The sequence below is a fragment of the Streptomyces sp. NPDC008001 genome (assembly GCF_042958085.1).
In the GTDB taxonomy this organism is placed as follows: Bacteria; Actinomycetota; Actinomycetes; order Streptomycetales; family Streptomycetaceae; genus Streptomyces.
Genome location: NZ_JBIBIZ010000002.1, coordinates 343,405 through 363,527, shown reverse-complemented (window position 1 = coordinate 363,527; position 20,123 = coordinate 343,405). Strand labels below are relative to the sequence as shown.

The 20,123-nt window shown below is 70.1% G+C and carries 16 protein-coding genes; 8 read left to right on the top strand and 8 right to left on the bottom strand.

Going from position 1 to position 20,123, the window contains the following annotated elements; genetic code table 11:
- Positions 1 to 16: 16 nt before the first annotated feature.
- The gene (gene dnaB / locus ACFZCD_RS06640; protein ID WP_391828567.1) at positions 17 to 1,516 is read right to left on the bottom strand and encodes a replicative DNA helicase; all 1,500 of its coding nucleotides are present in this window, start codon (positions 1,514 to 1,516) and stop codon (positions 17 to 19) included.
- Positions 1,517 to 1,997: 481 nt separating this feature from the next.
- Between dnaB and ACFZCD_RS06635 the strand changes: the two genes are divergently transcribed.
- Positions 1,998 to 3,335 (top strand): MATE family efflux transporter, encoded by a 1,338-nt coding sequence (locus ACFZCD_RS06635; RefSeq protein ID WP_391828565.1) that lies wholly within the window; start codon positions 1,998 to 2,000, stop codon positions 3,333 to 3,335.
- A 161-nt stretch (positions 3,336 to 3,496) separates the two neighbouring features.
- On the opposite strand, the gene rplI is transcribed toward ACFZCD_RS06635, so the two are convergent.
- The 4 genes from rplI to rpsF all read right to left on the bottom strand — a co-directional run bounded on the left by rplI (position 3,497) and on the right by rpsF (position 5,189).
- A complete protein-coding gene (gene rplI, locus ACFZCD_RS06630) occupies positions 3,497 to 3,943 on the bottom strand; it encodes a 50S ribosomal protein L9 (protein ID WP_391828564.1) in 447 nt (148 codons plus the stop codon).
- An 18-nt stretch (positions 3,944 to 3,961) separates the two neighbouring features.
- Positions 3,962 to 4,198: a 30S ribosomal protein S18 gene (gene rpsR, locus ACFZCD_RS06625; RefSeq protein WP_004950692.1), complete on the bottom strand. Its 237-nt coding sequence runs from the start codon at positions 4,196 to 4,198 to the stop codon at positions 3,962 to 3,964.
- A gap of 43 nt (positions 4,199 to 4,241) precedes the next feature.
- Positions 4,242 to 4,817, bottom strand: coding sequence for a single-stranded DNA-binding protein (locus ACFZCD_RS06620; protein WP_391828562.1), 576 nt, complete (start codon positions 4,815 to 4,817; stop codon positions 4,242 to 4,244).
- 81 nt (positions 4,818 to 4,898) lie between these two features.
- Positions 4,899 to 5,189 (bottom strand): 30S ribosomal protein S6, encoded by a 291-nt coding sequence (rpsF, locus tag ACFZCD_RS06615; RefSeq protein WP_030366820.1) that lies wholly within the window; start codon positions 5,187 to 5,189, stop codon positions 4,899 to 4,901.
- Between the two features lie 279 nt (positions 5,190 to 5,468).
- Here rpsF and ACFZCD_RS06610 point away from each other — a divergent pair, with 279 nt between their 5' ends.
- The 3 genes from ACFZCD_RS06610 (at position 5,469) to ACFZCD_RS06600 (ending at position 8,177) form a co-directional block, all read left to right on the top strand.
- A complete protein-coding gene (locus ACFZCD_RS06610; protein WP_391828560.1) occupies positions 5,469 to 5,798 on the top strand; it encodes a hypothetical protein in 330 nt (109 codons plus the stop codon).
- A gap of 126 nt (positions 5,799 to 5,924) precedes the next feature.
- Positions 5,925 to 7,043: a lipid II:glycine glycyltransferase FemX gene (locus tag ACFZCD_RS06605; protein ID WP_391828559.1), complete on the top strand. Its 1,119-nt coding sequence runs from the start codon at positions 5,925 to 5,927 to the stop codon at positions 7,041 to 7,043.
- Positions 7,044 to 7,145: 102 nt separating this feature from the next.
- Entirely contained in the window at positions 7,146 to 8,177 is a 1,032-nt protein-coding gene (locus ACFZCD_RS06600) for an alanine racemase (protein ID WP_391828557.1), read from the top strand.
- 79 nt (positions 8,178 to 8,256) lie between these two features.
- On the opposite strand, the gene ACFZCD_RS06595 is transcribed toward ACFZCD_RS06600, so the two are convergent.
- On the bottom strand, positions 8,257 to 9,750 hold the full coding sequence (locus ACFZCD_RS06595) for a glycosyltransferase family 87 protein (RefSeq protein WP_391828555.1): 1,494 nt from the start codon (positions 9,748 to 9,750) through the stop codon (positions 8,257 to 8,259).
- 129 nt (positions 9,751 to 9,879) lie between these two features.
- Positions 9,880 to 12,498 carry a transglycosylase domain-containing protein gene (locus tag ACFZCD_RS06590; RefSeq protein ID WP_391828553.1) on the bottom strand — a complete coding sequence of 873 codons (2,619 nt, stop codon included), beginning with the start codon at positions 12,496 to 12,498 and terminating at the stop codon, positions 9,880 to 9,882.
- Between the two features lie 411 nt (positions 12,499 to 12,909).
- Between ACFZCD_RS06590 and ACFZCD_RS06585 the strand changes: the two genes are divergently transcribed.
- From ACFZCD_RS06585 to ACFZCD_RS06575, 3 genes are all read left to right on the top strand, one after another.
- Positions 12,910 to 13,497 carry a helix-turn-helix transcriptional regulator gene (locus tag ACFZCD_RS06585; RefSeq protein ID WP_391828552.1) on the top strand — a complete coding sequence of 196 codons (588 nt, stop codon included), beginning with the start codon at positions 12,910 to 12,912 and terminating at the stop codon, positions 13,495 to 13,497.
- A gap of 49 nt (positions 13,498 to 13,546) precedes the next feature.
- Complete coding sequence (locus ACFZCD_RS06580) at positions 13,547 to 14,629, top strand: inositol-3-phosphate synthase (RefSeq protein WP_391828551.1); 1,083 nt, start codon at positions 13,547 to 13,549, stop codon at positions 14,627 to 14,629.
- Between the two features lie 87 nt (positions 14,630 to 14,716).
- The gene (locus ACFZCD_RS06575) at positions 14,717 to 15,991 is read left to right on the top strand and encodes an MFS transporter (protein ID WP_391828549.1); all 1,275 of its coding nucleotides are present in this window, start codon (positions 14,717 to 14,719) and stop codon (positions 15,989 to 15,991) included.
- 112 nt (positions 15,992 to 16,103) lie between these two features.
- On the opposite strand, the gene ACFZCD_RS06570 is transcribed toward ACFZCD_RS06575, so the two are convergent.
- A complete protein-coding gene (locus ACFZCD_RS06570) occupies positions 16,104 to 17,579 on the bottom strand; it encodes a CCA tRNA nucleotidyltransferase (RefSeq protein WP_391828548.1) in 1,476 nt (491 codons plus the stop codon).
- 207 nt (positions 17,580 to 17,786) lie between these two features.
- Here ACFZCD_RS06570 and ACFZCD_RS06565 point away from each other — a divergent pair, with 207 nt between their 5' ends.
- Positions 17,787 to 20,096, top strand: a complete 2,310-nt coding sequence (locus ACFZCD_RS06565; protein ID WP_391828546.1) for a DUF6049 family protein — start codon at positions 17,787 to 17,789, stop codon at positions 20,094 to 20,096.
- Positions 20,097 to 20,123 lie beyond the last annotated feature (27 nt).

Here is a 20,123-nt window from a genome sequence, read left to right as displayed (position 1 = left end):
CTACAAACAGGCCCGGTCAGGTCTGGGCCATGTCCACGAAGCGCGAGTAGTGGCCCTGGAAGGCCACCGTGATCGTGGCCGTCGGACCGTTACGGTGCTTGCCGACGATGATGTCCGCCTCGCCCGCGCGGGGCGACTCCTTCTCGTACGCGTCCTCGCGGTGGAGCAGGATGACCATGTCCGCGTCCTGCTCGATGGAGCCGGATTCACGCAGGTCGGACACCATCGGCTTCTTGTCCGTACGCTGCTCCGGGCCACGGTTCAGCTGGGACAGCGCGATGACGGGCAGCTCCAGCTCCTTGGCCAGCAGCTTGAGGTTACGGGACATGTCCGACACCTCCTGCTGGCGGCTCTCGGCGCGCTTGGAGCCGCCGGACTGCATCAGCTGCAGATAGTCGATGATCACCAGCTTGATGTCGCTGCGCTGCTTCAGGCGGCGGCACTTGGCCCGGATCTCCATCATCGACAGGTTCGGCGAGTCGTCGATGAAGAGCGGGGCCTGGGAGACGTCCGGCATGCGGCGCGCGAGCCGTGTCCAGTCGTCGTCCGTCATGGAACCGGAGCGCATGTGGTGCAGGGCGACCCGGGCCTCCGCGGACAGCAGGCGCATCGCGATCTCGTTGCGGCCCATTTCGAGCGAGAAGATCACGCTGGCCATGTTGTGCTTGATCGAGCAGGCGCGGGCGAAGTCCAGCGCCAGCGTCGACTTGCCCATCGCGGGACGGGCGGCGATGACGATCATCTGGCCGGGGTGGAGGCCGTTCGTCAGGGCGTCCAGATCGGTGAAGCCCGTGGGGACACCGGTCATCTCGCCGCTGCGCGAGCCGATCGCCTCGATCTCGTCGAGCGCGCCCTCCATGATGTCGCCGAGGGGGAGGTAGTCCTCGCTGGTGCGCTGCTCGGTGACGGCGTAGACCTCGGCCTGGGCCTTGTTGACGATGTCGTCCACGTCGCCGTCGGCCGCGTATCCCATCTGGGTGATGCGGGTGCCGGCCTCGACCAGGCGGCGCAGGACGGCGCGCTCGTGGACGATCTCGGCGTAGTACTCGGCGTTGGCCGCGGTGGGGACCGTCTGCACCAGGGAGTGCAGGTACGGGGCACCGCCGACGCGGGTGATCTCGCCGCGCTTGGTGAGCTCGGCGGCGACGGTGATCGGGTCGGCCGGCTCGCCCTTCGCGTAGAGGTCGAGGATGGCCTGGTAGATCGTCTCGTGCGCCGGGCGGTAGAAGTCGTGGCCCTTGAGGACCTCGACGACGTCGGCGATGGCGTCCTTGGACAGCAGCATGCCGCCGAGGACGGACTGCTCGGCATCAAGGTCCTGCGGCGGGACGCGCTCGAAGCCCGCGGCCTCCGAACGGCCCTGACCGCCGCCCTGGGACCAGGAGCCGTCCTCCACGCCGCGGTCGTGGCGCTCGCCCCGCGACGGGCCGTCGCCGCGGCGGGGGCGCGAGACGGGGAGTCGGTCGCCGGGACCCGCATCCGCCCAGGGGTCGTCCATGGGCTCGGGGATGCTCATCCCGCCACCTCCTCCCGTCCGCGAAGCGGACCTTGCCGTGCTGTTCTTTCTTACGGCACGGCTCTGACAAACAGGCCGCCCGACTCCGGTTCCGGCGCGTCGAGTCCAGGCGGTCCCGTCAGGTCCGTGAGGTCCCTCGGGCTTCCGGAAACAGGCGGCGGCCGCCGGTCCACGGTAGGGCCGTCGGCACCGTCAGCCAATCTGGTTATCCACAGGCCGTGTGGATGACGGGCCCCATCCTGTGGAGAACTCCGCGCAACCTGTGTACGGGGCGGGGGAAACCGCTGTGGACAAACCCGGGACCCAACCCGCCGCACGCCTCTGACCTGCAAATTCGCCATCCACCGGCTGTTGAGGAGAAAAAGTTTCCCTGTCTGCGGGAGATCGCGACAAACGGCGCAGAGAAGATCGGACCGAGCGCCGCAATGTAAGGGGCCCAACTGGGTTGCGGCGATTACCTGTGGAAGATTAGGTTAGGGCCATGACCCAGGCTCCCGCGCGTGCCCCGCACACCGCCCGCCGGCACGACCGCGAGATCGTGGCGCTGGCCCTGCCGGCCTTCGGCGCACTCGTCGCGGAGCCCCTCTTCCTCATGGCCGACAGCGCCATCGTCGGCCACCTCGGCACGCCCCAGCTGGCCGGGCTCGGCATCGCCGCGGCCCTGCTCGCCACCGCCGTCAGCGTCTTCGTCTTCCTCGCCTACGCCACCACCGCGGCCGTCTCCCGCCGCGTGGGCGCGGGCGACCTCAAGGCCGCGATAGGCCAGGGCATGGACGGCATATGGCTCGCCGCGCTCCTCGGCGCGGCCCTCGTGGCAGCCGTCCTGCCCGCCGCCCCCGCGGTCGTCGACCTCCTCGGCGCCTCCCCGACCGCCGCCCCGCACGCCACCACGTACCTGCGGATCAGCGCGCTCGGCATGCCCGCCATGCTGATCGTCCTCGCCGCCACCGGCGTCCTGCGCGGCCTGCAGGACACGCGTACGCCGCTCGCCGTGGCCGTCGGCGGCTTCGCCCTCAACGGCGCCCTCAACGCCGGCCTCGTCTACGGTACGGGCCTCGGCGTCGCCGGTTCCGCCTGGGGCACGGTCATCGCCCAGTGGGCCATGACCGCCGCGTACCTCGCCGTGGTCGTCCGCGGCGCCCGTCGCCACGGCGCCTCCCTGCGGCCCGACGCCGCGGGCATCCGGGCCTGCGCCCGGGCCGGCGTGCCGCTGCTCGTCCGTACGCTCTCGCTGCGCGCCGTCCTCATGATCGCCACGGTGGTCGCGGCCCGGCTCGGCGACACCCAGATCGCCGCGCACCAGATCGTGCTCTCCCTGTGGAACCTGCTGGCCTTCGCGCTGGACGCCATCGCCATCGCCGGCCAGGCGATCATCGGGCGCTATCTGGGCGCCGGTGACGCGGCCGGGGCGCGGGCGGCCTGCCGGCGCATGGTGCAGTGGGGCGTCGTCTCCGGCGCGGTGCTGGGGGTGCTGGTGGTGGCCGCGCGGCCGCTGTTCATCCCGCTCTTCACCTCCGACGGCTCCGTACGGGACGCCCTGCTGCCGGCCCTGCTGGTCGTCGCCCTGTCCCAGCCGATCGGCGGCGTGGTGTTCATCCTGGACGGAGTGCTGATGGGCGCCGGGGACGGCACCTACCTGGCCTGGGCGATGCTCCTGGTCCTCGCCGTCTTCGCCCCCGCCGCGCTGCTCGTGCCCACGCTCGGCGGCGGTGTGACGGCCCTGTGGTGGGCGATGACGCTGATGATGACGGTCCGGCTGGCGACCCTGTGGCTGCGGGCGCGCTCGGGGCGCTGGATCGTCACCGGGGCGACCCGCTGATTCCCGTCGCCGGGGCTGCCCGCTGACCGCCGGGCCCCGGCCCGCCGCCTCGTCCGGAGCACCCCGCTAATCGGCACCGGAGTACCCCGCCAACGGCAGGAGGGCCGCACCCCCGCAGGGGTACGGCCCTCCTTCAGGCTCTACCGATCACCGGTGGGTGATCAGGCAGCGACGACCTCGATGCCGAGCTTGGCAACGACGTCGGCGTGCAGACGCACGGAGACCTGGTGGGCGCCCAGGGTCTTGATGGGCGAGCCCACCTCGACGCGACGCTTGTCGACGTCCGGGCCACCGGCAGCCTTGATCGCCGCAGCGACGTCGGCCTGGGTGACGGAGCCGAACAGACGGCCGGCCTCGCCGGAGCGGGTGGCCAGGCGGACCTTGAGGCCCTCAAGGCGGCCCTTGATCTCGTTGGCCTGCTCGATCGTGGCGATCTCGCGGATCTTGCGAGCGCGGCGGATCTGAGCGACGTCCTGCTCGCCACCCTTGGTCCAGCGGATCGCGAAACCGCGCGGGACCAGGTAGTTGCGGGCGTAGCCGTCCTTGACGTCAACGACGTCACCGGCGGTGCCGAGGCCGGAGACCTCGTGGGTGAGGATGATCTTCATTAGTCGGTCACCCTTCCCTTATCGCGCGGACGAGGTGTAGGGCAGCAGCGCCATCTCACGGCTGTTCTTCACTGCCGTGGCGACGTCACGCTGGTGCTGGGTGCAGTTGCCGGTCACGCGACGGGCACGGATCTTGCCGCGGTCGGAAATGAACTTCCGCAGCATGTTCGTGTCCTTGTAGTCCACGTAAGCGGTCTTGTCCTTGCAGAAAGCGCAGACCTTCTTCTTAGGCTTGCGCGGCGGGGGCTTCGCCATTGTCTCTCTCCTGTGTGATCAAGAAGTGTGTGTGCTGCTCGCCCTAGAAGGGCGGCTCGTCCGAGTAGCCGCCGGAGTTGCCGGAGCCGCCGCCCCAGCCGCCTCCGCCGCCGCCCTGCTGGCCGCCGGACGGCGCGCTGGTGGCCCAGGGGTCGTCGGCGGGAGCGCCGCCGCCCTGCTGCTGCTGACCGCCGGAGCCACCGCCCCAGCCGCCCTGCTGCTGGCCACCGCCGTAGCCACCCTGGCCACCGCGACCCGCGGTCTTGGTGACCTTCGCCGTGGCGTTCTTCAGGCTGGCGCCGACCTCTTCGACGTCGAGCTCGTAGACCGTGCGCTTGACGCCCTCGCGGTCCTCGTAGGACCGCTGCTTCAGACGGCCCTGCACGATGACGCGCATGCCGCGCTGGAGCGACTCGGCGACGTTCTCCGCCGCCTGCCGCCACACCGAGCACGTGAGGAAGAGGCTCTCGCCGTCCTTCCACTCGTTGGTCTGGCGGTCGAAGGTGCGGGGAGTGGACGCGACGCGGAACTTCGCGACCGCCGCACCGGACGGGGTGAAGCGCAGCTCGGGGTCGTCGACGAGATTGCCGACGACCGTGATGACGGTCTCGCCTGCCATGGGTGAACCTCTCGGCGGGTGTGCTGCTGGCTGCTTGCTACTCGTTGCGATGCAGCCCGATTACCTCTGAACCGCTGGGGTTCAGTGGGTCTCGGGACGGAGGACCTTGGTCCGGAGGACCGACTCGTTCAGGTTCATCTGGCGGTCGAGCTCCTTGACGACCGCAGGCGTGGCCTGCAGGTCGATGACCGAGTAGATGCCCTCGGGCTTCTTCTTGATCTCGTACGCGAGACGACGACGGCCCCAGGTGTCGACCTTCTCGACCTTTCCGTTGCCCTCACGGACGACGGAGAGGAAGTTCTCGATCAGCGGGGAGACAGCGCGCTCCTCGAGATCGGGGTCGAGGATGACCATCACCTCGTAGTGACGCATGTGGAACCCACCTCCTTTGGACTCAGCGGCCACGGTCGTTCCGTGGCAGGAGGGTCGTAATGCGTGAACAACGGTATCGGCCGACACTGACAATCAGCGGAAAGTCCCTGGGTTGCCCCTGAGGACCGAAGCTGGTCTGGGCAGACACCGGTGCAGACCGTACAGAGTACCCGCACTCCGGCTTCCGGTTGAAATCCGGCCGTCCGGGAACGCAATCTGGACGGACCGGGTGTGACCGGCGCAACAATGCGCCGGTCGCCTTCAGGAGGAGGTAGCCCCATGACACAGGCAGTACGCCAGCCCCGCCGCCCCCGCTCGCTGATCAATACGGTGCTCAACAGCGACGGCAGGCCGCATCCCCTCGAGAACACCTTCGTCGCCGTGACGGTGGTGCTCGGACTGCTGGCCTTCGTTTCCTCGGCCTTCAACAACCTGCATCTGCTGAGCTCGTGGAGCGGACTGGCCGGCATCTTCACCGGTGCCTACGGCCAGTACATCTCGGCCACGACGGGCGAGCGCTTCCTGCTGATCATCGGGCTGGGCGCGGCCGCCTTCGGCTTCTTCCTCGGCATGGCGCACGGGGGCCTGTTCGGGGGGCTCATCGGATAGCGCCGGGGCCCTTCCGGCCGTACACCCGAACGGGCGCCCCCACGGTGTGCGTCCCGGTCACAGTAGGCTTCGGCGCGAGAGCCGGAGCCCCGACCCTGGGGACACACCTGCCGAGGAGCGCCCCGCATGAGCCTGACCCTGAGGACAATCAGCCGAGAGCAGCATCTGGCATACATCCAGAGCCTGCCCGCGGCCAGTCACATGCAGGTGCCGGCGTGGGCCGATGTCAAGGCGGAGTGGCGCTCGGAGAGCCTGGGCTGGTTCGACCGGAACGGGCAGATCGTGGGCGCGGGCCTGGTGCTCTACCGCCAGCTGCCCAAGATCAAGCGCTACCTCGCCTACCTGCCCGAGGGCCCGGTCATCAACTGGTTCGCGCCGAACCTCAAGGACTGGCTCGAGCCGATGCTCGCGCACCTCAAGCAGCAGGGCGCCTTCTCCGTGAAGATGGGCCCGCCGGTCGTCATCCGCCGCTGGGACGCGAACGCGATCAAGTCCGGCATCTCCGACCCGGACGTGAAGCGGCTGCGCGACGTCGAGGCCACCTTCATCGAGCCGCGCGCCTTCGAGGTCGCCGACCAGCTGCGCCGGATGGGCTGGCAGCAGGGCGAGGACGGCGGCGCCGGCTTCGGTGACGTCCAGCCGCGGTACGTCTTCCAGGTGCCCCTGGCGAACCGTTCGCTCGAGGACGTCCACAAGAACTTCAACCAGCTGTGGCGCCGCAACATCAAGAAGGCCGAGAAGGCCGGCGTCGAGGTGGTCCAGGGCGGTTACGAGGACCTGCCCACCTGGCAGCACCTGTACGAGATCACGGCGGAGCGCGACAAGTTCCGCCCGCGCCCGCTGAGCTACTTCCAGCGCATGTGGACGGCCCTCAACACCGAGGACCCCAACCGCATGCGGCTGTACTTCGCGGTGCACGAGGGCGAGGCCGTCGCCGCCGCCACGATGCTGATCGTCGGCGGGCACGTCTGGTACTCCTACGGCGCCTCCGCCAACCACAAGCGCGAGGTCCGCCCCTCCAACGCGATGCAGTGGCGGATGCTGCGCGACGCCTACGCGCTCGGCGCCAGCGTCTACGACCTGCGCGGCATCGGCGACTCCCTGGACGAGAGCGACCACCTCTTCGGCCTCATCCAGTTCAAGGTCGGCACGGGCGGCCAGGCCGCGGAGTACCTGGGCGAGTGGGACTTCCCGCTCAACAAGCTGCTCCACAAGGCACTCGACATGTACATGTCGCGCCGCTGATCCGGCGATCACGTCGCTGACCCCGGCCGTCACGTCGCCGGGGGCAGCAGACACCACAGGCACAGCATCCAGCAGGCACAGGGAAAGGGTTCCGGACCGGCCATGGCGCTCACGCTCTACGTCGACACCGCGCGCTGGCGGGCGCATCAGCAGACCATCGTCCAGCAGTTCCCGGGCATCGTCCCGGTGTGCAAGGGCAATGGCTACGGCTTCGGCCACGAGCGGCTGGCCGACGAGGCCGCCCGCTTCGGCTCGGACATCCTGGCCGTCGGCACCACCTACGAAGCGGCCCGGATCAAGGACTTCTTCAGCGGTGACCTGCTGGTGCTCACCCCCTTCCGGCTGGGCGAGGAGCCGGTGCCCCTGCCGGACCGCGCCATCCGGTCCGTCTCCTCGGTCGAGGGCGTGCGCGGCCTGGTCGGCGCCCGCGTCGTCATCGAGGTCATGAGCACCATGAAGCGGCACGGCATCAGCGAGGAGGACCTGCCCAAGCTGCAGGCGGCCATCGAGGACGTCCGCCTGGAGGGCTTCGCGATCCACCTGCCGCTGGACCGCACGGACGGCTCCGACGCCGTCCAGGAAGTGTCCGCGTGGATGGACCGGCTGGGCAACGCGCGCCTGCCGCTGCGCACCATGTTCGTCAGCCACCTGAAGGCCGAGGAGCTCGCGCAGCTGCGCCAGCGCTACCCGCAGACGCACTTCCGCGCCCGCATCGGCACCCGGCTGTGGCTGGGCGACCACGGCGCCACCCACTACACGGGTGCCGTCCTGGACGTGACGCCCGTGTCCAAGGGCGACCGCTTCGGCTACCGCCAGCAGAAGATCGGCGGTGACGGCCACCTGGTCGTCGTGGCGGGCGGCACGTCGCACGGCGTCGGCCTGGAGGCGCCGAAGGCGCTGCACGGCATGATGCCGCGCGCCAAGGGCGTCGCCCGGGCGGGCCTCGCGACCATGAACCGCAACCAGTCGCCCTTCTACTGGGACAACAAGCAGCTCTGGTTCGCGGAGCCCCCGCACATGCAGGTGTCGATCCTCTTCGTGCCGAGCGACGCGCGGACCCCCCAGGTCGGCGACGAGCTGAAGGCCCAGCTGCGGCACACCACCACGCAGGTCGACCGGCTCGTCGACAAGTAGTCCTCAGTGATCCCCGGCCCCGGGAGACCTTCCCGGGGCACCTTCCCGGGCACCTCCTCGGAACAAGCCCCCTCCCGGCTTACGGGCGGCTCCCGGCCTCCCACCGGACGCTCGTGGCGCCGGAGCGCTCCGTGTGCCCCGGCCGGCGCACGGAGCCGGGGGCGAACACTTCCGGTGCGCCGTCGAGGATGCCGCCCGACGGGTCGTCGGAGCCGTCGCGGCGGACCACGTCCCGCTCGGGCATGAGCACGTCGCGCACGACGACCGCGCACAGATAGAGCGTGCCCAGCAGATGCAGGGCGATGGCCAGTTGATAGCCCTCCGTGGGCAGGCCCTGGTGCTTGTCGCCGCTGCCCGTGTAGGCGAGATACGACCAGATGCCCAGGAAGTACAGCACCTCGCACGCCTGCCAGATCAGGAAGTCACGCCACTTGGGCCGCGCCAGCACGGCGAGCGGGATGAGCCACAGCACGTACTGCGGTGAGTAGACCTTGTTGGTGAGGACGAAGAGCGCCACCACCAGGAAGGCCAGCTGAGCGAAGCGCGGCCGCCTCGGGGCGTACAGGCCGAGGCCCACCAGGGCCAGGCAGCCCAGGACCATCAGCAGGCTCACGTACGTGTTGGCGTGCACCAGGGGATTGCCCGTGCGCTGGGAGATCAGCAGCCAGATCGAGCCGAAGTCGATCGGGCGCTCCTGGCTGAACGTGTAGAACTTCGCCCAGCCCTCGCGGATGTGGAAGCCGGCGGCGTCGTGCGTGAGCATCACCGGCAGGTTCACCACGAGCCAGGTGGCCACGGCGGAGACGGTGCTCAGGGCGAAGGCCTTCATGCGCCCCGCCCGCAGGCACAGCACGAACAGCGGCCCGAGGAGGAGCAGCGGATACAGCTTCGCGGCGGTGGCCAGGCCGATGAGGACACCGGCGAGCACCACCCTGCTGCGCGACCACATCAGCATCGCGGCGGCGGTGAGGGCGACGGCGAACAGATCCCAGTTGACGGTGGCCGTGAGGGCGAAGGCCGGGGCGAGCGCGATCAGCAGGGCGTCCCAGGGCCGGCGCCGGTGCGTACGGGCCGAGCAGATGGCGATCACGGCCGTGCAGGCCATCAGCATCCCGGCGTTGACCAGCCAGTTGATCTGCTCGCGGTGCTGGATGGTGCCGCCGCCGGGGGTGAGCCAGGCGGCGACCTGCATGAACAGGCCGGTGAGGACCGGGTATTCCAGGTAGTCCATGCCGCCGGAGAGCGCCTGCGGGATGCGGTCGAAGTACGGCAGCAGGCCCGCGTCGAAGCCGCGGCCGCTGTAGAGGTGGGGGATGTCGGAGTAGCAGGCGTGGGTGTACTGCGTGGTGGCGCCGAAGAACCACCCGTACTCGTAGCAGGGCAGCTTCTGGACCATGCCCAGGGCGAACATCCCGATCGCCACCAGCGCGATCACGCGGACCGGCGTCCACCGGCCCGCGCCGGGCAGCGCCCGCTTGCCGGCCGGCCCGCCGATGAGCTCGCTGCCTGCGGCGGCCACCTCGTCCTCCTCGGTGGGCCGCACACTTCGGTCGTCGTCCCGCGTGCTCCTCATGGGGGCCATCCTGCCGTACGAGGCTGTGGGCCGCCGGAGCCTGTGGATAACTTCGAGGGCCGTCACGCGAACGCGCGACGGCCCTCGATGCGGATGCCGGAACAGCAGGTCCGGCCCGGTCCGCGCCGGTCAGCCGTTCATGCCGCCGAACAGCCCGCCACCGCCGCCGCCACCGCCGGGGCGCCGGCTGACGTCCGGCGACGGCGAGGTGCCGGGATCGCCGCCCGGGCCGCCGTTGCCGCCCGTCGTGCCCCCGGGACCGCCGCTGCCGCTGCCGCCGCCGTGCTTGCACTTGAAGTCGAAGATCGAGCAGGACCGGCTCGCCGACGGGCTCGGCGAGGCGGACTTCGACGGAGTGCCGGAGGGCGTGGTGGACGGCGCCGCCGACGGGGGTGCGGACGGCACGGCGCTGGGGGAGGGGCTGGCGCCGTCGCCGAAGATCTTCTCGCCGAGCGGCTGCGCGGGCTCGAACTGCTCGATGGGCTGGCCCTTGAGCGCCGCGTTCATGTAGTCGGCCCAGATCTCCGCCGGGAACGAGGCACCGTGGATGGTCTCCTTGCCGCCCACGCCGCGCATCGACAGGAACTCCTGCTTCTTCGCGTTCGGGTCGACGCGGTACATGCCGATCGCCGTGGACAGCTGCGGGGTGTAGCCCGCGAACCAGGCGGAGCGGTTCTCGTCCGTCGTACCGGTCTTGCCCGCGGCCGGGCGGCCGCCCGCGAGCTTCGCCGCCGTTCCCGTGCCCTCCTCCACGACGGTCTTGAGGACGTCGGTGACGTTGTTCGCCACGTTCGGGGAGAACGCCGTGTCCGACTTCATCTCGTGCGTGTAGGCGGGCTTGCCGTCGCGCTCGACCTTCTCGACCGAGTACGGGTCGATCTGCTTGCCGCTGGCGGCGAAGGTGGCGTACGCGCCCGCCAGCCGGATCGCGCTGGGCGCCGATGTGCCGAGCGAGAACGTGGGCGTGGTGGCGGCGAGCTGGTCCTTGTCCAGGCCGGCCCGCAGGGCGGCCTCCTTGACCAGATCCGTGCCCACGTCCATGCCGAGCTGGATGTAGGGGGTGTTCACCGAGAACTGCATGGCGGTGCGCAGGGTGATGGGGCCCTTGTCCTCTTCACCGTCGTTCTTCTGGTGCCACTCGCTGCCGTCGTTGTCGTGCCAGACCTGGCCGTTGTACTTCCGGAGCGTCAGCTTGTTGTTGCCGTTGTAGATGCTCTCGGGGGAGACCAGCGTGCGCTGGTCGTCGCTCTGCGTCTCGCCCAGGGCCGGGTTGCGCTTGCCGTGCGACATGGCCGCGGCGAGCACGAAGGGCTTGAACGTCGAGCCCACCTGCACACCGGTGTAGTCGGCGTTGTTGGTGTAGTGCTCCAGGGCGTTCTCGCCGCCGTAGATGGCGACGATCTTGCCGGTCTTGGGGTCGACGGAGGCGCCGCCGAACTGCACGAACTTGTCGCGGTCCCGCACGTCCGGCTTGATGTTCGCCTTGCGGACGTCCTCGACCGCCTTCGACAGGGCGTTGACCCGGTCCCGGTCGAACGTCGTGTAGATCTGGTAGCCGCCGCGGTCGAGCTGGGTCTTGCTGATGCCGGAGTGGGCGACGACGTAGTTGTCGGCGAGGTCCGTGAGGTAGCCGATCTGGCCGGCGCGGTTCGTCGCGGGCTTCGGCTTCTGGGGGGTGGGGAAGCCCTTGGCGACCCACTTGTCGCGCTCGGCCGCCTCCAGGTTGCCCGTCTCGACCTCGCGGTCCAGGGTCCACTTCCAGCGGTCGGTGGCCCGCTTGAGGTTCTTCTCCGGGGTCGCCGCCGGGCCCTGGCCGCCGTACGGGTCGTACAGGTTGGGGCCGTTCAGCGTGGCGGCGAGGAAGGCGCCCTCGCTCGGTGTGAGGTCCTTGCAGTCCTTGTCGAAGTAGGCGCGCGCCGCGGCCTGGATCCCGTAGGCACCTCGCCCGTAGTAGGCGGTGTTGAGGTAGCCGGCGAGGATGTCGTCCTTGTCCTTGGTGGCGCCCACCTTTATGGAGATCAGCAGCTCGGTGGCCTTGCGCTTGAGCGTCTGTTCCTGGCTCAGGTAGGTGTTCTTCACGAACTGCTGCGTGATGGTCGAACCGCTCTGGGTCTCACCGCCCTGCGCCATCTTCACGACGGCGCGCAGGATGCCCATGGGGTCGACGCCCCAGTCCTTGTAGAAGCTGGCGTTCTCGGCCGAGATCACCGCTCGCTGCATCGACAGCGGGATCTTGGAGATCGGCACGATCTGGCGGTTGAGCGCACCGCCGCCCGCGACGACCATCTGCTTGCCGTCGGCCCAGTAGTACACGTTCTTCTGCACCTGGGCGGTCTTCTGCGCCGACGGCACCTGCACCACGGCGAGGGCGATGCCGACGGTGCCGAGGATCAGCACGATGAAGGTGAACGCGGCGCCCAGGACGAGCCGCCAGGAGGGCAGCCAGCGCTTGTATCCCTCTTTCCCCGACCGCGGGTAGTCGATGAAGCGCTTCTTCCCCGGGCGCCCGCGGCCGCCCGCACCCGGATCGGCCCCGCGTCTGCGCCCGGCGGCCGCCGGGCCGCGCGGGTTGGCACGCCGGGCGTCGGCCCGGCTGCCGGACCGGTCGGACTCGCCGCGCCCGGGCTGCGCGGCGGAACTGCTGGTTGGCGCGGAACGGCGGCCGGGTCCCGGCTGCTGTGCCGCGCGCCTGGCCGCGGCTCGTCCGCCACCCTGAGGCTGCGGCGGCTTGCGGCGGTGCTCGCTCATCGAACGACTACTCCTCGGGCAGGCGCTATCGCCTGGAAGCGGCAGGTGGCTTGCGTTCCCCCCGATGCGCTGACCGGCTGCCTGAGGCAACCGGGCGCATTGCATACGGGACGAGGACGCCTGTCGTCGTCACTCGGTTCCCGCTGGTCTGCATGGCGCACAGACTACGCACGCCCAAAACGCTTCTACTGGGGATGTTCACTCCAATTCAGGCAGGTTGTGTCCCACGAATCGGTGATGTGACCTCGTTCACCGTGCCCCCTCTTGTCGCATCCAGAGGTGCGTTCTATCGTCTGGATGTATCGAGTCGATACATCAGCTCGGCATAAAGGTCGGCCCGGCGTCGGCATAAGGGACTAAAAGGGACTAGGGATCACAAGGACTAGGCTGTGTGCGACAAGGAGGCGAAACATGAGCAGACGCTCCGGCATCCTCGAGTTCGCCGTCCTCGGCCTGCTCCGCGAGTCCCCGATGCACGGCTACGAGCTGCGGAAACGCTTGAACACCTCGCTCGGGGTGTTCCGTGCGTTCAGCTACGGCACCCTCTACCCCTGCCTGAAGTCCCTCGTGGCGAACGGCTGGCTGGTCGAGGAGCCGGGGAACGCTCCGGAGGACGCCCTTGCGGCGTCCCTGGCCGGACGACGGGCGAAGATCGTCTACCGCCTGACGGCAGAGGGCAAGGAGCACTTCGAGGAGCTCCTCGCCCACACGGGTCCCGATGCGTGGGAGGACGAGCACTTCGCCGCCCGCTTCGCGTTCTTCGGGCAGACCTCGCGGGACGTACGGATGCGCGTGCTGGAAGGCCGCCGCAGCCGTCTGGAGGAGCGTCTGGAGAAGATGCGCGCCTCCCTGGCCCGCACCCGGGAACGGCTGGACGACTACACCCTCGAGCTTCAGCGGCACGGCATGGAGTCCGTGGAGCGCGAGGTCCGCTGGCTGAACGAGCTGATCGAGAGCGAGCGGGCCGGGCGTGACAAGCGCACCGGTCCGGACCAGTGAGCCCTGCACTCCGCAGGGCTTCGTCGAGTACTAACAGGGAGCAACCGGAATGGGTTCGGTTCGCGTAGCCATCGTAGGCGTGGGCAACTGCGCCGCCTCGCTGGTGCAGGGCGTCGAGTACTACAAGGACGCCGACCCGAACGGTCGCGTGCCGGGTCTGATGCACGTGCAGTTCGGCGACTACCACGTCGGCGACGTGGAGTTCGTGGCCGCCTTCGACGTCGACGCGAAGAAGGTCGGCCTCGACCTCGCGGACGCCATCGGCGCCAGCGAGAACAACACCATCAAGATCTGCGACGTGCCCGCCTCCGGTGTGACCGTCCAGCGCGGTCACACCCTCGACGGCCTCGGCAAGTACTACCGCGAGACCATCGAGGAGTCCGCCGAGGCTCCCGTCGACGTCGTCCAGGTCCTCAAGGACAAGCAGGTCGACGTCCTGGTGTGCTACCTCCCCGTGGGTTCCGAGGACGCCGCCAAGTTCTACGCCCAGTGCGCCATCGACGCCAAGGTCGCCTTCGTCAACGCCCTCCCGGTCTTCATCGCCGGCACCAAGGAGTGGGCCGACAAGTTCACCGAGGCCGGTGTGCCGATCGTCGGTGACGACATCAAGTCGCAGGTCGGCGCCACCATCACGCACCGCGTGATGGCCAAGCTGTTCGAGGACCGGGGCGTCGTCCTGGACCGCACGATGCAGCTGAACGTCGGCGGCAACATGGACTTCAAGAACATGCTCGAGCGCGACCGCCTCGAGTCCAAGAAGATCTCCAAGACGCAGGCCGTCACCTCGCAGATCCCCGACCGCGACATGGGCGAGAAGAACGTCCACATCGGTCCCTCGGACTACGTGGCCTGGCTGGACGACCGCAAGTGGGCCTACGTCCGCCTCGAGGGCCGCGCCTTCGGTGACGTTCCGCTGAACCTGGAGTACAAGCTCGAGGTCTGGGACTCCCCGAACTCCGCCGGTGTCATCATCGACGCCGTCCGCGCCGCGAAGATCGCCAAGGACCGCGGCATCGGCGGCCCGATCCTCTCCGCCTCCTCCTACTTCATGAAGTCGCCGCCGGTGCAGTACTTCGACGACGAGGCCCGCGAGAACGTCGAGAAGTTCATCAAGGGCGAGGTCGAGCGCTAAGCGTTCCGCTCCCTCCGCTCCGTCCCGCACGCACAGGTCCCCGGGTTGTCCGCCCGGGGACCTGTGCGTTGTGTGAGGCTGTGGTCCATGCCCGTTGTGCGTGATCTTCGCGTCCTGCTCCGCCTTCGCGATTTCCGCCGCCTGCTGGCAGTCCGGCTCCTCTCCCAGGCGGCCGACGGGGTCTACCAGGTCGCGCTCGCCACCTACGTGGTCTTCTCCCCGGAGAAGGAGGCGTCCCCCGCCGCCATCGCCTCGGCCATGGCCGTGCTCCTGCTGCCGTACTCCCTCCTGGGACCCTTCGCCGGAGTGCTGCTGGACCGGTGGCGCCGCCGCCAGGTGCTGCTCCACGGCAACCTGCTGCGCACGGCCCTCGCCGGCGTGACCGCCCTGCTCGTCGTCGCGCGCGTCCCCGACTGGCTCTTCTACGCCTCCGCCCTGTCGGTCACCGCCGTCAACCGCTTCGTGCTCGCCGGGCTCTCCGCCGCCCTGCCCCGCGTGGTGGACTCGCGCGAGCGACTGGTCATGGCCAATTCGCTCTCGCCGACCGCCGGGACGCTGGCGGCCACCGCGGGCGGCGGCCTCGCCTTCGCCGTCCGCCTGGGAGCCCCGGAGGGGGCGGGGGCCGACGCCCTGGTCGTCCTGCTCGGTGCGGTCCTCTACCTGTGCGCCGCCCTGTGCTCGCTGCGGATGCCCGTCGGCCTGCTCGGCCCGGATCTGCCGCTCTCCCACCGGCTGGGCGCCGTCCTGGCCGGCACGGCGCGCGGCCTGGCCGCGGGCCTGCGCCATCTCGCCGAACGCCGCACGGCCGCCTGCGCGCTGGCCGCCATGACGCTGATGCGCTTCTGCTACGGCGCCCTGACCGTCACCGTGCTGATGCTCTGCCGCTACGCGTGGGCCGGCTCCGAGGCCAAGGGCCTGGCGCTGCTGGGGCTCGCCGTGGCGGTCTCCGGCGCGGGATTCTTCGCGGCGGCCGTCCTCACTCCCTGGGCGGTGTCCCGGCTGGGGCGGCTCGGCTGGATGGTCGCCTGTGCGTCGACCGCGGCGGTGCTGGAGCCCGCGCTCGGCCTGCCCTTCGAGCGCGTGCCCATGCTGATCGCCGCCTTCGTCCTCGGGCTCGTCACCCAGGGCGCGAAGATCGCCACGGACACGGTGGTGCAGGCGTCGGTGGACGACGTCTTCCGGGGCCGGGTGTTCTCGCTCTACGACGTCCTCTTCAACGTCGCCTTCGTCGGCGCGGCAGGGGTGGCGGCCCTGATGCTGCCGCCGGACGGCCGGTCGGCCCTGCTGGTGTCCACCGTCGCGGTGCTCTATGCGGTGGTCGCCGTCGCCCTCGCGGGCTTCCGGCGGCGCGAGGGCGCATAAGAAGCGGGGCCGGTGGGTGTTTCACGTGAAACACCCACCGGCCCCGCTGCCGCATCACGTTTCACGTGAAACGGCGAAACGGTGAATGAGCCCGGGACGAGCCCGGAGCCCGTCAGCCCTGCGCCGCCCACCACTCCTTGAGCGCGGCGACGGCCTCGTCATGGCTCATCGGGCCGTGCTCCAGCCGCAGCTCCAGCATGTGCTTGTACGCCTTGCCGATCTGCGGGCCGGGGCCCACGCCCAGAATCTCCATGATCTGGTTGCCGTCCAGGTCCGGCCGGATCGCGTCCAGCTCCTCCTGCTCCTGCAGGCGGGCGATGCGCTCCTCCAGGCCGTCGTACGCCCGCGAGAGCGCGTTGGCCTTGCGCTTGTTGCGCGTCGTGCAGTCGGAGCGGGTCAGCTTGTGGAGCCGCTCCAGCAGGGGGCCCGCGTCGCGCACGTACCGGCGCACGGCGGAGTCGGTCCACTCGCCGGTGCCGTAGCCGTGGAAGCGCAGGTGCAGCTCCACCAGCTTGGAGACGTCCTTCACCAGCTCGTTGGAGTACTTGAGCTTGGTCATCCGCGCCTTGGTCATCTTGGCGCCCACCACCTCGTGGTGGTGGAAGGAGACGCGGCCGTCCTTCTCGAAGCGGCGCGTGCGCGGCTTGCCGATGTCGTGCAGCAGGGCCGCGAGGCGCAGCACCAGGTCGGGGCCGCCGCCGGGCTGGTCGCGCGGGGCCTCCAGCGCGATGGCCTGCTCCAGGACGATGAGCGTGTGCTCGTAGACGTCCTTGTGCCGGTGGTGCTCGTCGCGCTCCAGGCGCAGGGCGGGGAGCTCGGGCAGGACGAGGGCGGCGAGGCCGGTGTCGACCAGCAGCGTCAGGCCCTTGCGCGGGTGGTCGGAGAGGATCAGCTTGTTGAGCTCGTCCCGGATCCGCTCGGCCGAGACGATCTCCAGCCGACCGGACATCTCGGTCATCGCGGTGACGACCTCGGGGGCGACCTCGAAGTCGAGCTGGGCGGCGAAGCGGGCGGCCCGCATCATGCGCAGCGGGTCGTCGGAGAAGGACTCCTCCGGGGTGCCGGGGGTGCGCAGGATCCGCGCGGCGAGGTCCTCCAGGCCGTTGTGCGGGTCGATGAACTCCTTCTCCGGCAGCGCGACGGCCATGGCGTTCACCGTGAAGTCGCGGCGGACGAGGTCTTCCTCGATGGAGTCGCCGTAGGAGACCTCCGGCTTGCGGCTGGTCCGGTCGTACGCCTCCGACCGATATGTCGTGACCTCGATGTCGAAGTCGGCTTTGCGGCAGCCCACGGTGCCGAAGGCGATGCCGACCTCCCAGACGGCGTCCGCCCAGGGCCGGACGATCTTCAGGACGTCTTCCGGGCGGGCGTCCGTCGTGAAGTCCAGGTCGTTGCCGAGCCGGCCGAGCAGCGCGTCCCGTACGGATCCGCCGACCAGGGCAAGCGTGAACCCGGCTTCCTGGAATCGGCGGGCGAGATCGTCGGCCACGGGGGAGACCCGCAGGAGCTCGCTCACGGCACGGCGCTGCACCTGGCTGAGCTCATTGGTCGACGACTGGGTGAGGCTGTCATTGTTGGCATTCGGCACAACAGAAGAGGGTACGTGGCCGCGCGCCCCGGGGCCTCCCGGTTACGGACGCATGGCGCAGGCCGCGCAAAGCGGGCGCAGCCGGGACATCGGGCCGGCCGCGCGATCTTGCGGAGCGGTCCGCAGCACTTCGTCACAGCGGGCCTCGTTACCATTCGTGGACGCACAACCGACGACCACTGACGACGACGAGGGACGGGCGAGCGCGTGGCCGAGGCGGCAGAGATCCAGGAGACCCCCTCCGCTTCTGCCTGCCGGTGGTCCCGGCTCCTCACGACGCTGCTGACGGGAGCGGCGCTGCTGCTGGGCCTGGTGCAGCTGCCGGGCGCGCAGCCCGCCCGCGCCGAGTCAGCCGGTTCCCGCCAGGTCGACGTCTCGATCAACACGCTGACGCCCGTCGCCCCGAAGCCGGACGACACGCTCACCGTCTCGGGCACCATCACCAACACCGGCGGCTCGGCGGTCTCCGACGCGCACGTCGGCCTGCGGGTGGGCGGCCAGATCAACAGCCGGGTCGACGCCGACGAGATCGGCAACCGCACGCCCTTCTCCCCCGGCTCCGACGGCTCCGAGGTCGGCAAGCACACCCAGAAGGTCGACAGGCTCCCTCCGGGGGGCAGCCGCGAATTCAGCATCTCGCTGCCGGCGAAGGACCTGGACCTGAGCAAGGACGGGGTCTACCAGCTGGGCGTCTCGCTGTCCGGGCACACCGCGGACCAGGGGTCCGAGCGGGTGCTGGGCATCGGGCGGACCCTGCTCCCCTGGCAGCCCTCCGCGATCGAGGGCAAGAAGACGCAGCTCACCTTCCTGTGGCCGCTGGTCTCCGCGACCCACCTGACCGCCCGCACCGAGTCCGACCAGCAGCAGACGCCGATCTTCCCCAACGACGACCTGGCCGCGGAGCTGGCACCGGGCGGACGGCTGCAGCAGCTGGTGGCGCTGGGCAAGGGCCTGCACATCACCTGGGTGATCGATCCCGATCTGCTCGCCACGGTCGAGGCCATGACCAAGGCCTACCGGGTGGACGGACCGGGCGGGAAGACCACGCCGGGCCGCGGCCAGGCGGTCGCCAAGCAGTGGCTCAGCCAGCTGCAGAACGCGGTCGGCGGCGACCAGGTGGTGGCGCTGCCGTTCGGCGATCCCGACCTCGCGTCGCTGGCCCACCACGGCAAGGACGTCTCGGGCTCCCTGAGCCACCTGCAGTCCGCCACGGAGCTCGCCTCGACGACCGTGGACACCATCCTCGGCGTGAAGCCGCGCACGGACTTCGCGTGGCCCGTCGACGGCGCCGTCGACTCCTCGGTCATCGACGTCGCCACCTCGGCCGGCGCCCACAACGTCATCGCCCGCAGCGACAGCTTCCGCGACCACATGTCGTACACCCCGACCGCGGCCCGCCAGATCGGCAGCGGCAACACGGCCGTCGTGGCGGACGCCCGGATGTCCAACGGCTTCCAGGGCGACCTGATCCGCGCCGGCGAGTACTCGCTCGCCGTGCAGCGGTTCGCCGCCCAGACCCTCCTGGTGAACCGGCAGGCACCGGACAACGAGCGCAGCATCGTCGTGGCACCGCAGCGCATGCCGGCCACGAGCCAGGCCCAGGCGATGGCCGCGGCGATCGGCGGCATCTCGGACGGCCGCTGGACGCAGCCGCTCAGCCTGGGCGACGCGGCCGCCGCCAAGCCGGACCCGGACGCGAACCAGCAGGTGCCCGGCTCCGGCTCCTACCCCGACTCGCTGCGCGAGCAGGAGCTCACCACCAAGGCGTTCCAGGAGATCCAGAAGACCCAGTCGACCCTGGACGGCTTCAAGGTCATCCTGACCTCGCAGGACCGCGTGGTGACCCCGTTCGGCAGCGCGATCATGCGCGAGATGTCGGCGTCCTGGCGCGGCAACCCCAAGGGGGCCGCCGAGTTCCGCGACGCCGTGCAGTCCTATCTGTACGGGCTCACCCGCCGGGTCGAGCTGATCAAGAAGTCCGATGTGACCCTCTCCGGGCGCAGCGCCACGATCCCGATGACGGTCCACAACGGCCTGCTGCAGGGGATCGAGGGGCTCCACCTGGTGCTGGAGTCCAGCCAGACGAACCGCCTGCAGGTCGACCGGTCCCAGCCGGTGAAGATCAACGGCGGGCAGAACCAGTCGGTGAAGTTCGAGACGCGGGCCAACGCCAACGGTCCGGTGCGCGTGACGGCACGGCTGTACACGGACGAGGGCCAGCCCTACGGCGACCCCGTCGTCTTCACTGTGCATGTCACGTCCATCACCCCTATGGTTCTCCTCGTCATCGCCGGAGGCGTGCTCCTGCTGGTCCTCGCGGGGCTCCGCATCTACATCAAGCGGAAGCGCTCCGCCGCCCGTGCGGCCGACGGTGGCGAGCCCGGCGCGGACGGCGACGGGCCCGGCAACGGTGGCCCGGACGACGACCGTCCCGGCAGGCAGCCGGGTGACCCGGCCCCGGACACCGGATCGCATGACACGGAGCCGTCCGGCTCGGGTGAGAAAGTGGAACGTTGACGCGTAGTGGGGCCGGCCGGCCGCGGA

What these genes read in the sequence shown, in the direction of transcription:
- ACFZCD_RS06620 (WP_391828562.1), bottom strand. Translation starts at nt 4,817, where the DNA reads ATGGCAGGCGAGACCGTCATCACGGTCGTCGGCAATCTCGTCGACGAC.
- ACFZCD_RS06605 (WP_391828559.1), top strand. Translation starts at nt 5,925, where the DNA reads ATGAGCCTGACCCTGAGGACAATCAGCCGAGAGCAGCATCTGGCATAC.
- ACFZCD_RS06585 (WP_391828552.1), top strand. Translation starts at nt 12,910, where the DNA reads ATGAGCAGACGCTCCGGCATCCTCGAGTTCGCCGTCCTCGGCCTGCTC.
- rplI (WP_391828564.1), bottom strand. Translation starts at nt 3,943, where the DNA reads ATGAAGATCATCCTCACCCACGAGGTCTCCGGCCTCGGCACCGCCGGT.
- dnaB (WP_391828567.1), bottom strand. Translation starts at nt 1,516, where the DNA reads ATGAGCATCCCCGAGCCCATGGACGACCCCTGGGCGGATGCGGGTCCC.
- ACFZCD_RS06600 (WP_391828557.1), top strand. Translation starts at nt 7,146, where the DNA reads ATGGCGCTCACGCTCTACGTCGACACCGCGCGCTGGCGGGCGCATCAG.
- rpsR (WP_004950692.1), bottom strand. Translation starts at nt 4,198, where the DNA reads ATGGCGAAGCCCCCGCCGCGCAAGCCTAAGAAGAAGGTCTGCGCTTTC.
- ACFZCD_RS06575 (WP_391828549.1), top strand. Translation starts at nt 14,717, where the DNA reads ATGCCCGTTGTGCGTGATCTTCGCGTCCTGCTCCGCCTTCGCGATTTC.
- ACFZCD_RS06610 (WP_391828560.1), top strand. Translation starts at nt 5,469, where the DNA reads ATGACACAGGCAGTACGCCAGCCCCGCCGCCCCCGCTCGCTGATCAAT.
- rpsF (WP_030366820.1), bottom strand. Translation starts at nt 5,189, where the DNA reads ATGCGTCACTACGAGGTGATGGTCATCCTCGACCCCGATCTCGAGGAG.
- ACFZCD_RS06635 (WP_391828565.1), top strand. Translation starts at nt 1,998, where the DNA reads ATGACCCAGGCTCCCGCGCGTGCCCCGCACACCGCCCGCCGGCACGAC.
- ACFZCD_RS06580 (WP_391828551.1), top strand. Translation starts at nt 13,547, where the DNA reads ATGGGTTCGGTTCGCGTAGCCATCGTAGGCGTGGGCAACTGCGCCGCC.
- ACFZCD_RS06595 (WP_391828555.1), bottom strand. Translation starts at nt 9,750, where the DNA reads ATGAGGAGCACGCGGGACGACGACCGAAGTGTGCGGCCCACCGAGGAG.
- ACFZCD_RS06590 (WP_391828553.1), bottom strand. Translation starts at nt 12,498, where the DNA reads ATGAGCGAGCACCGCCGCAAGCCGCCGCAGCCTCAGGGTGGCGGACGA.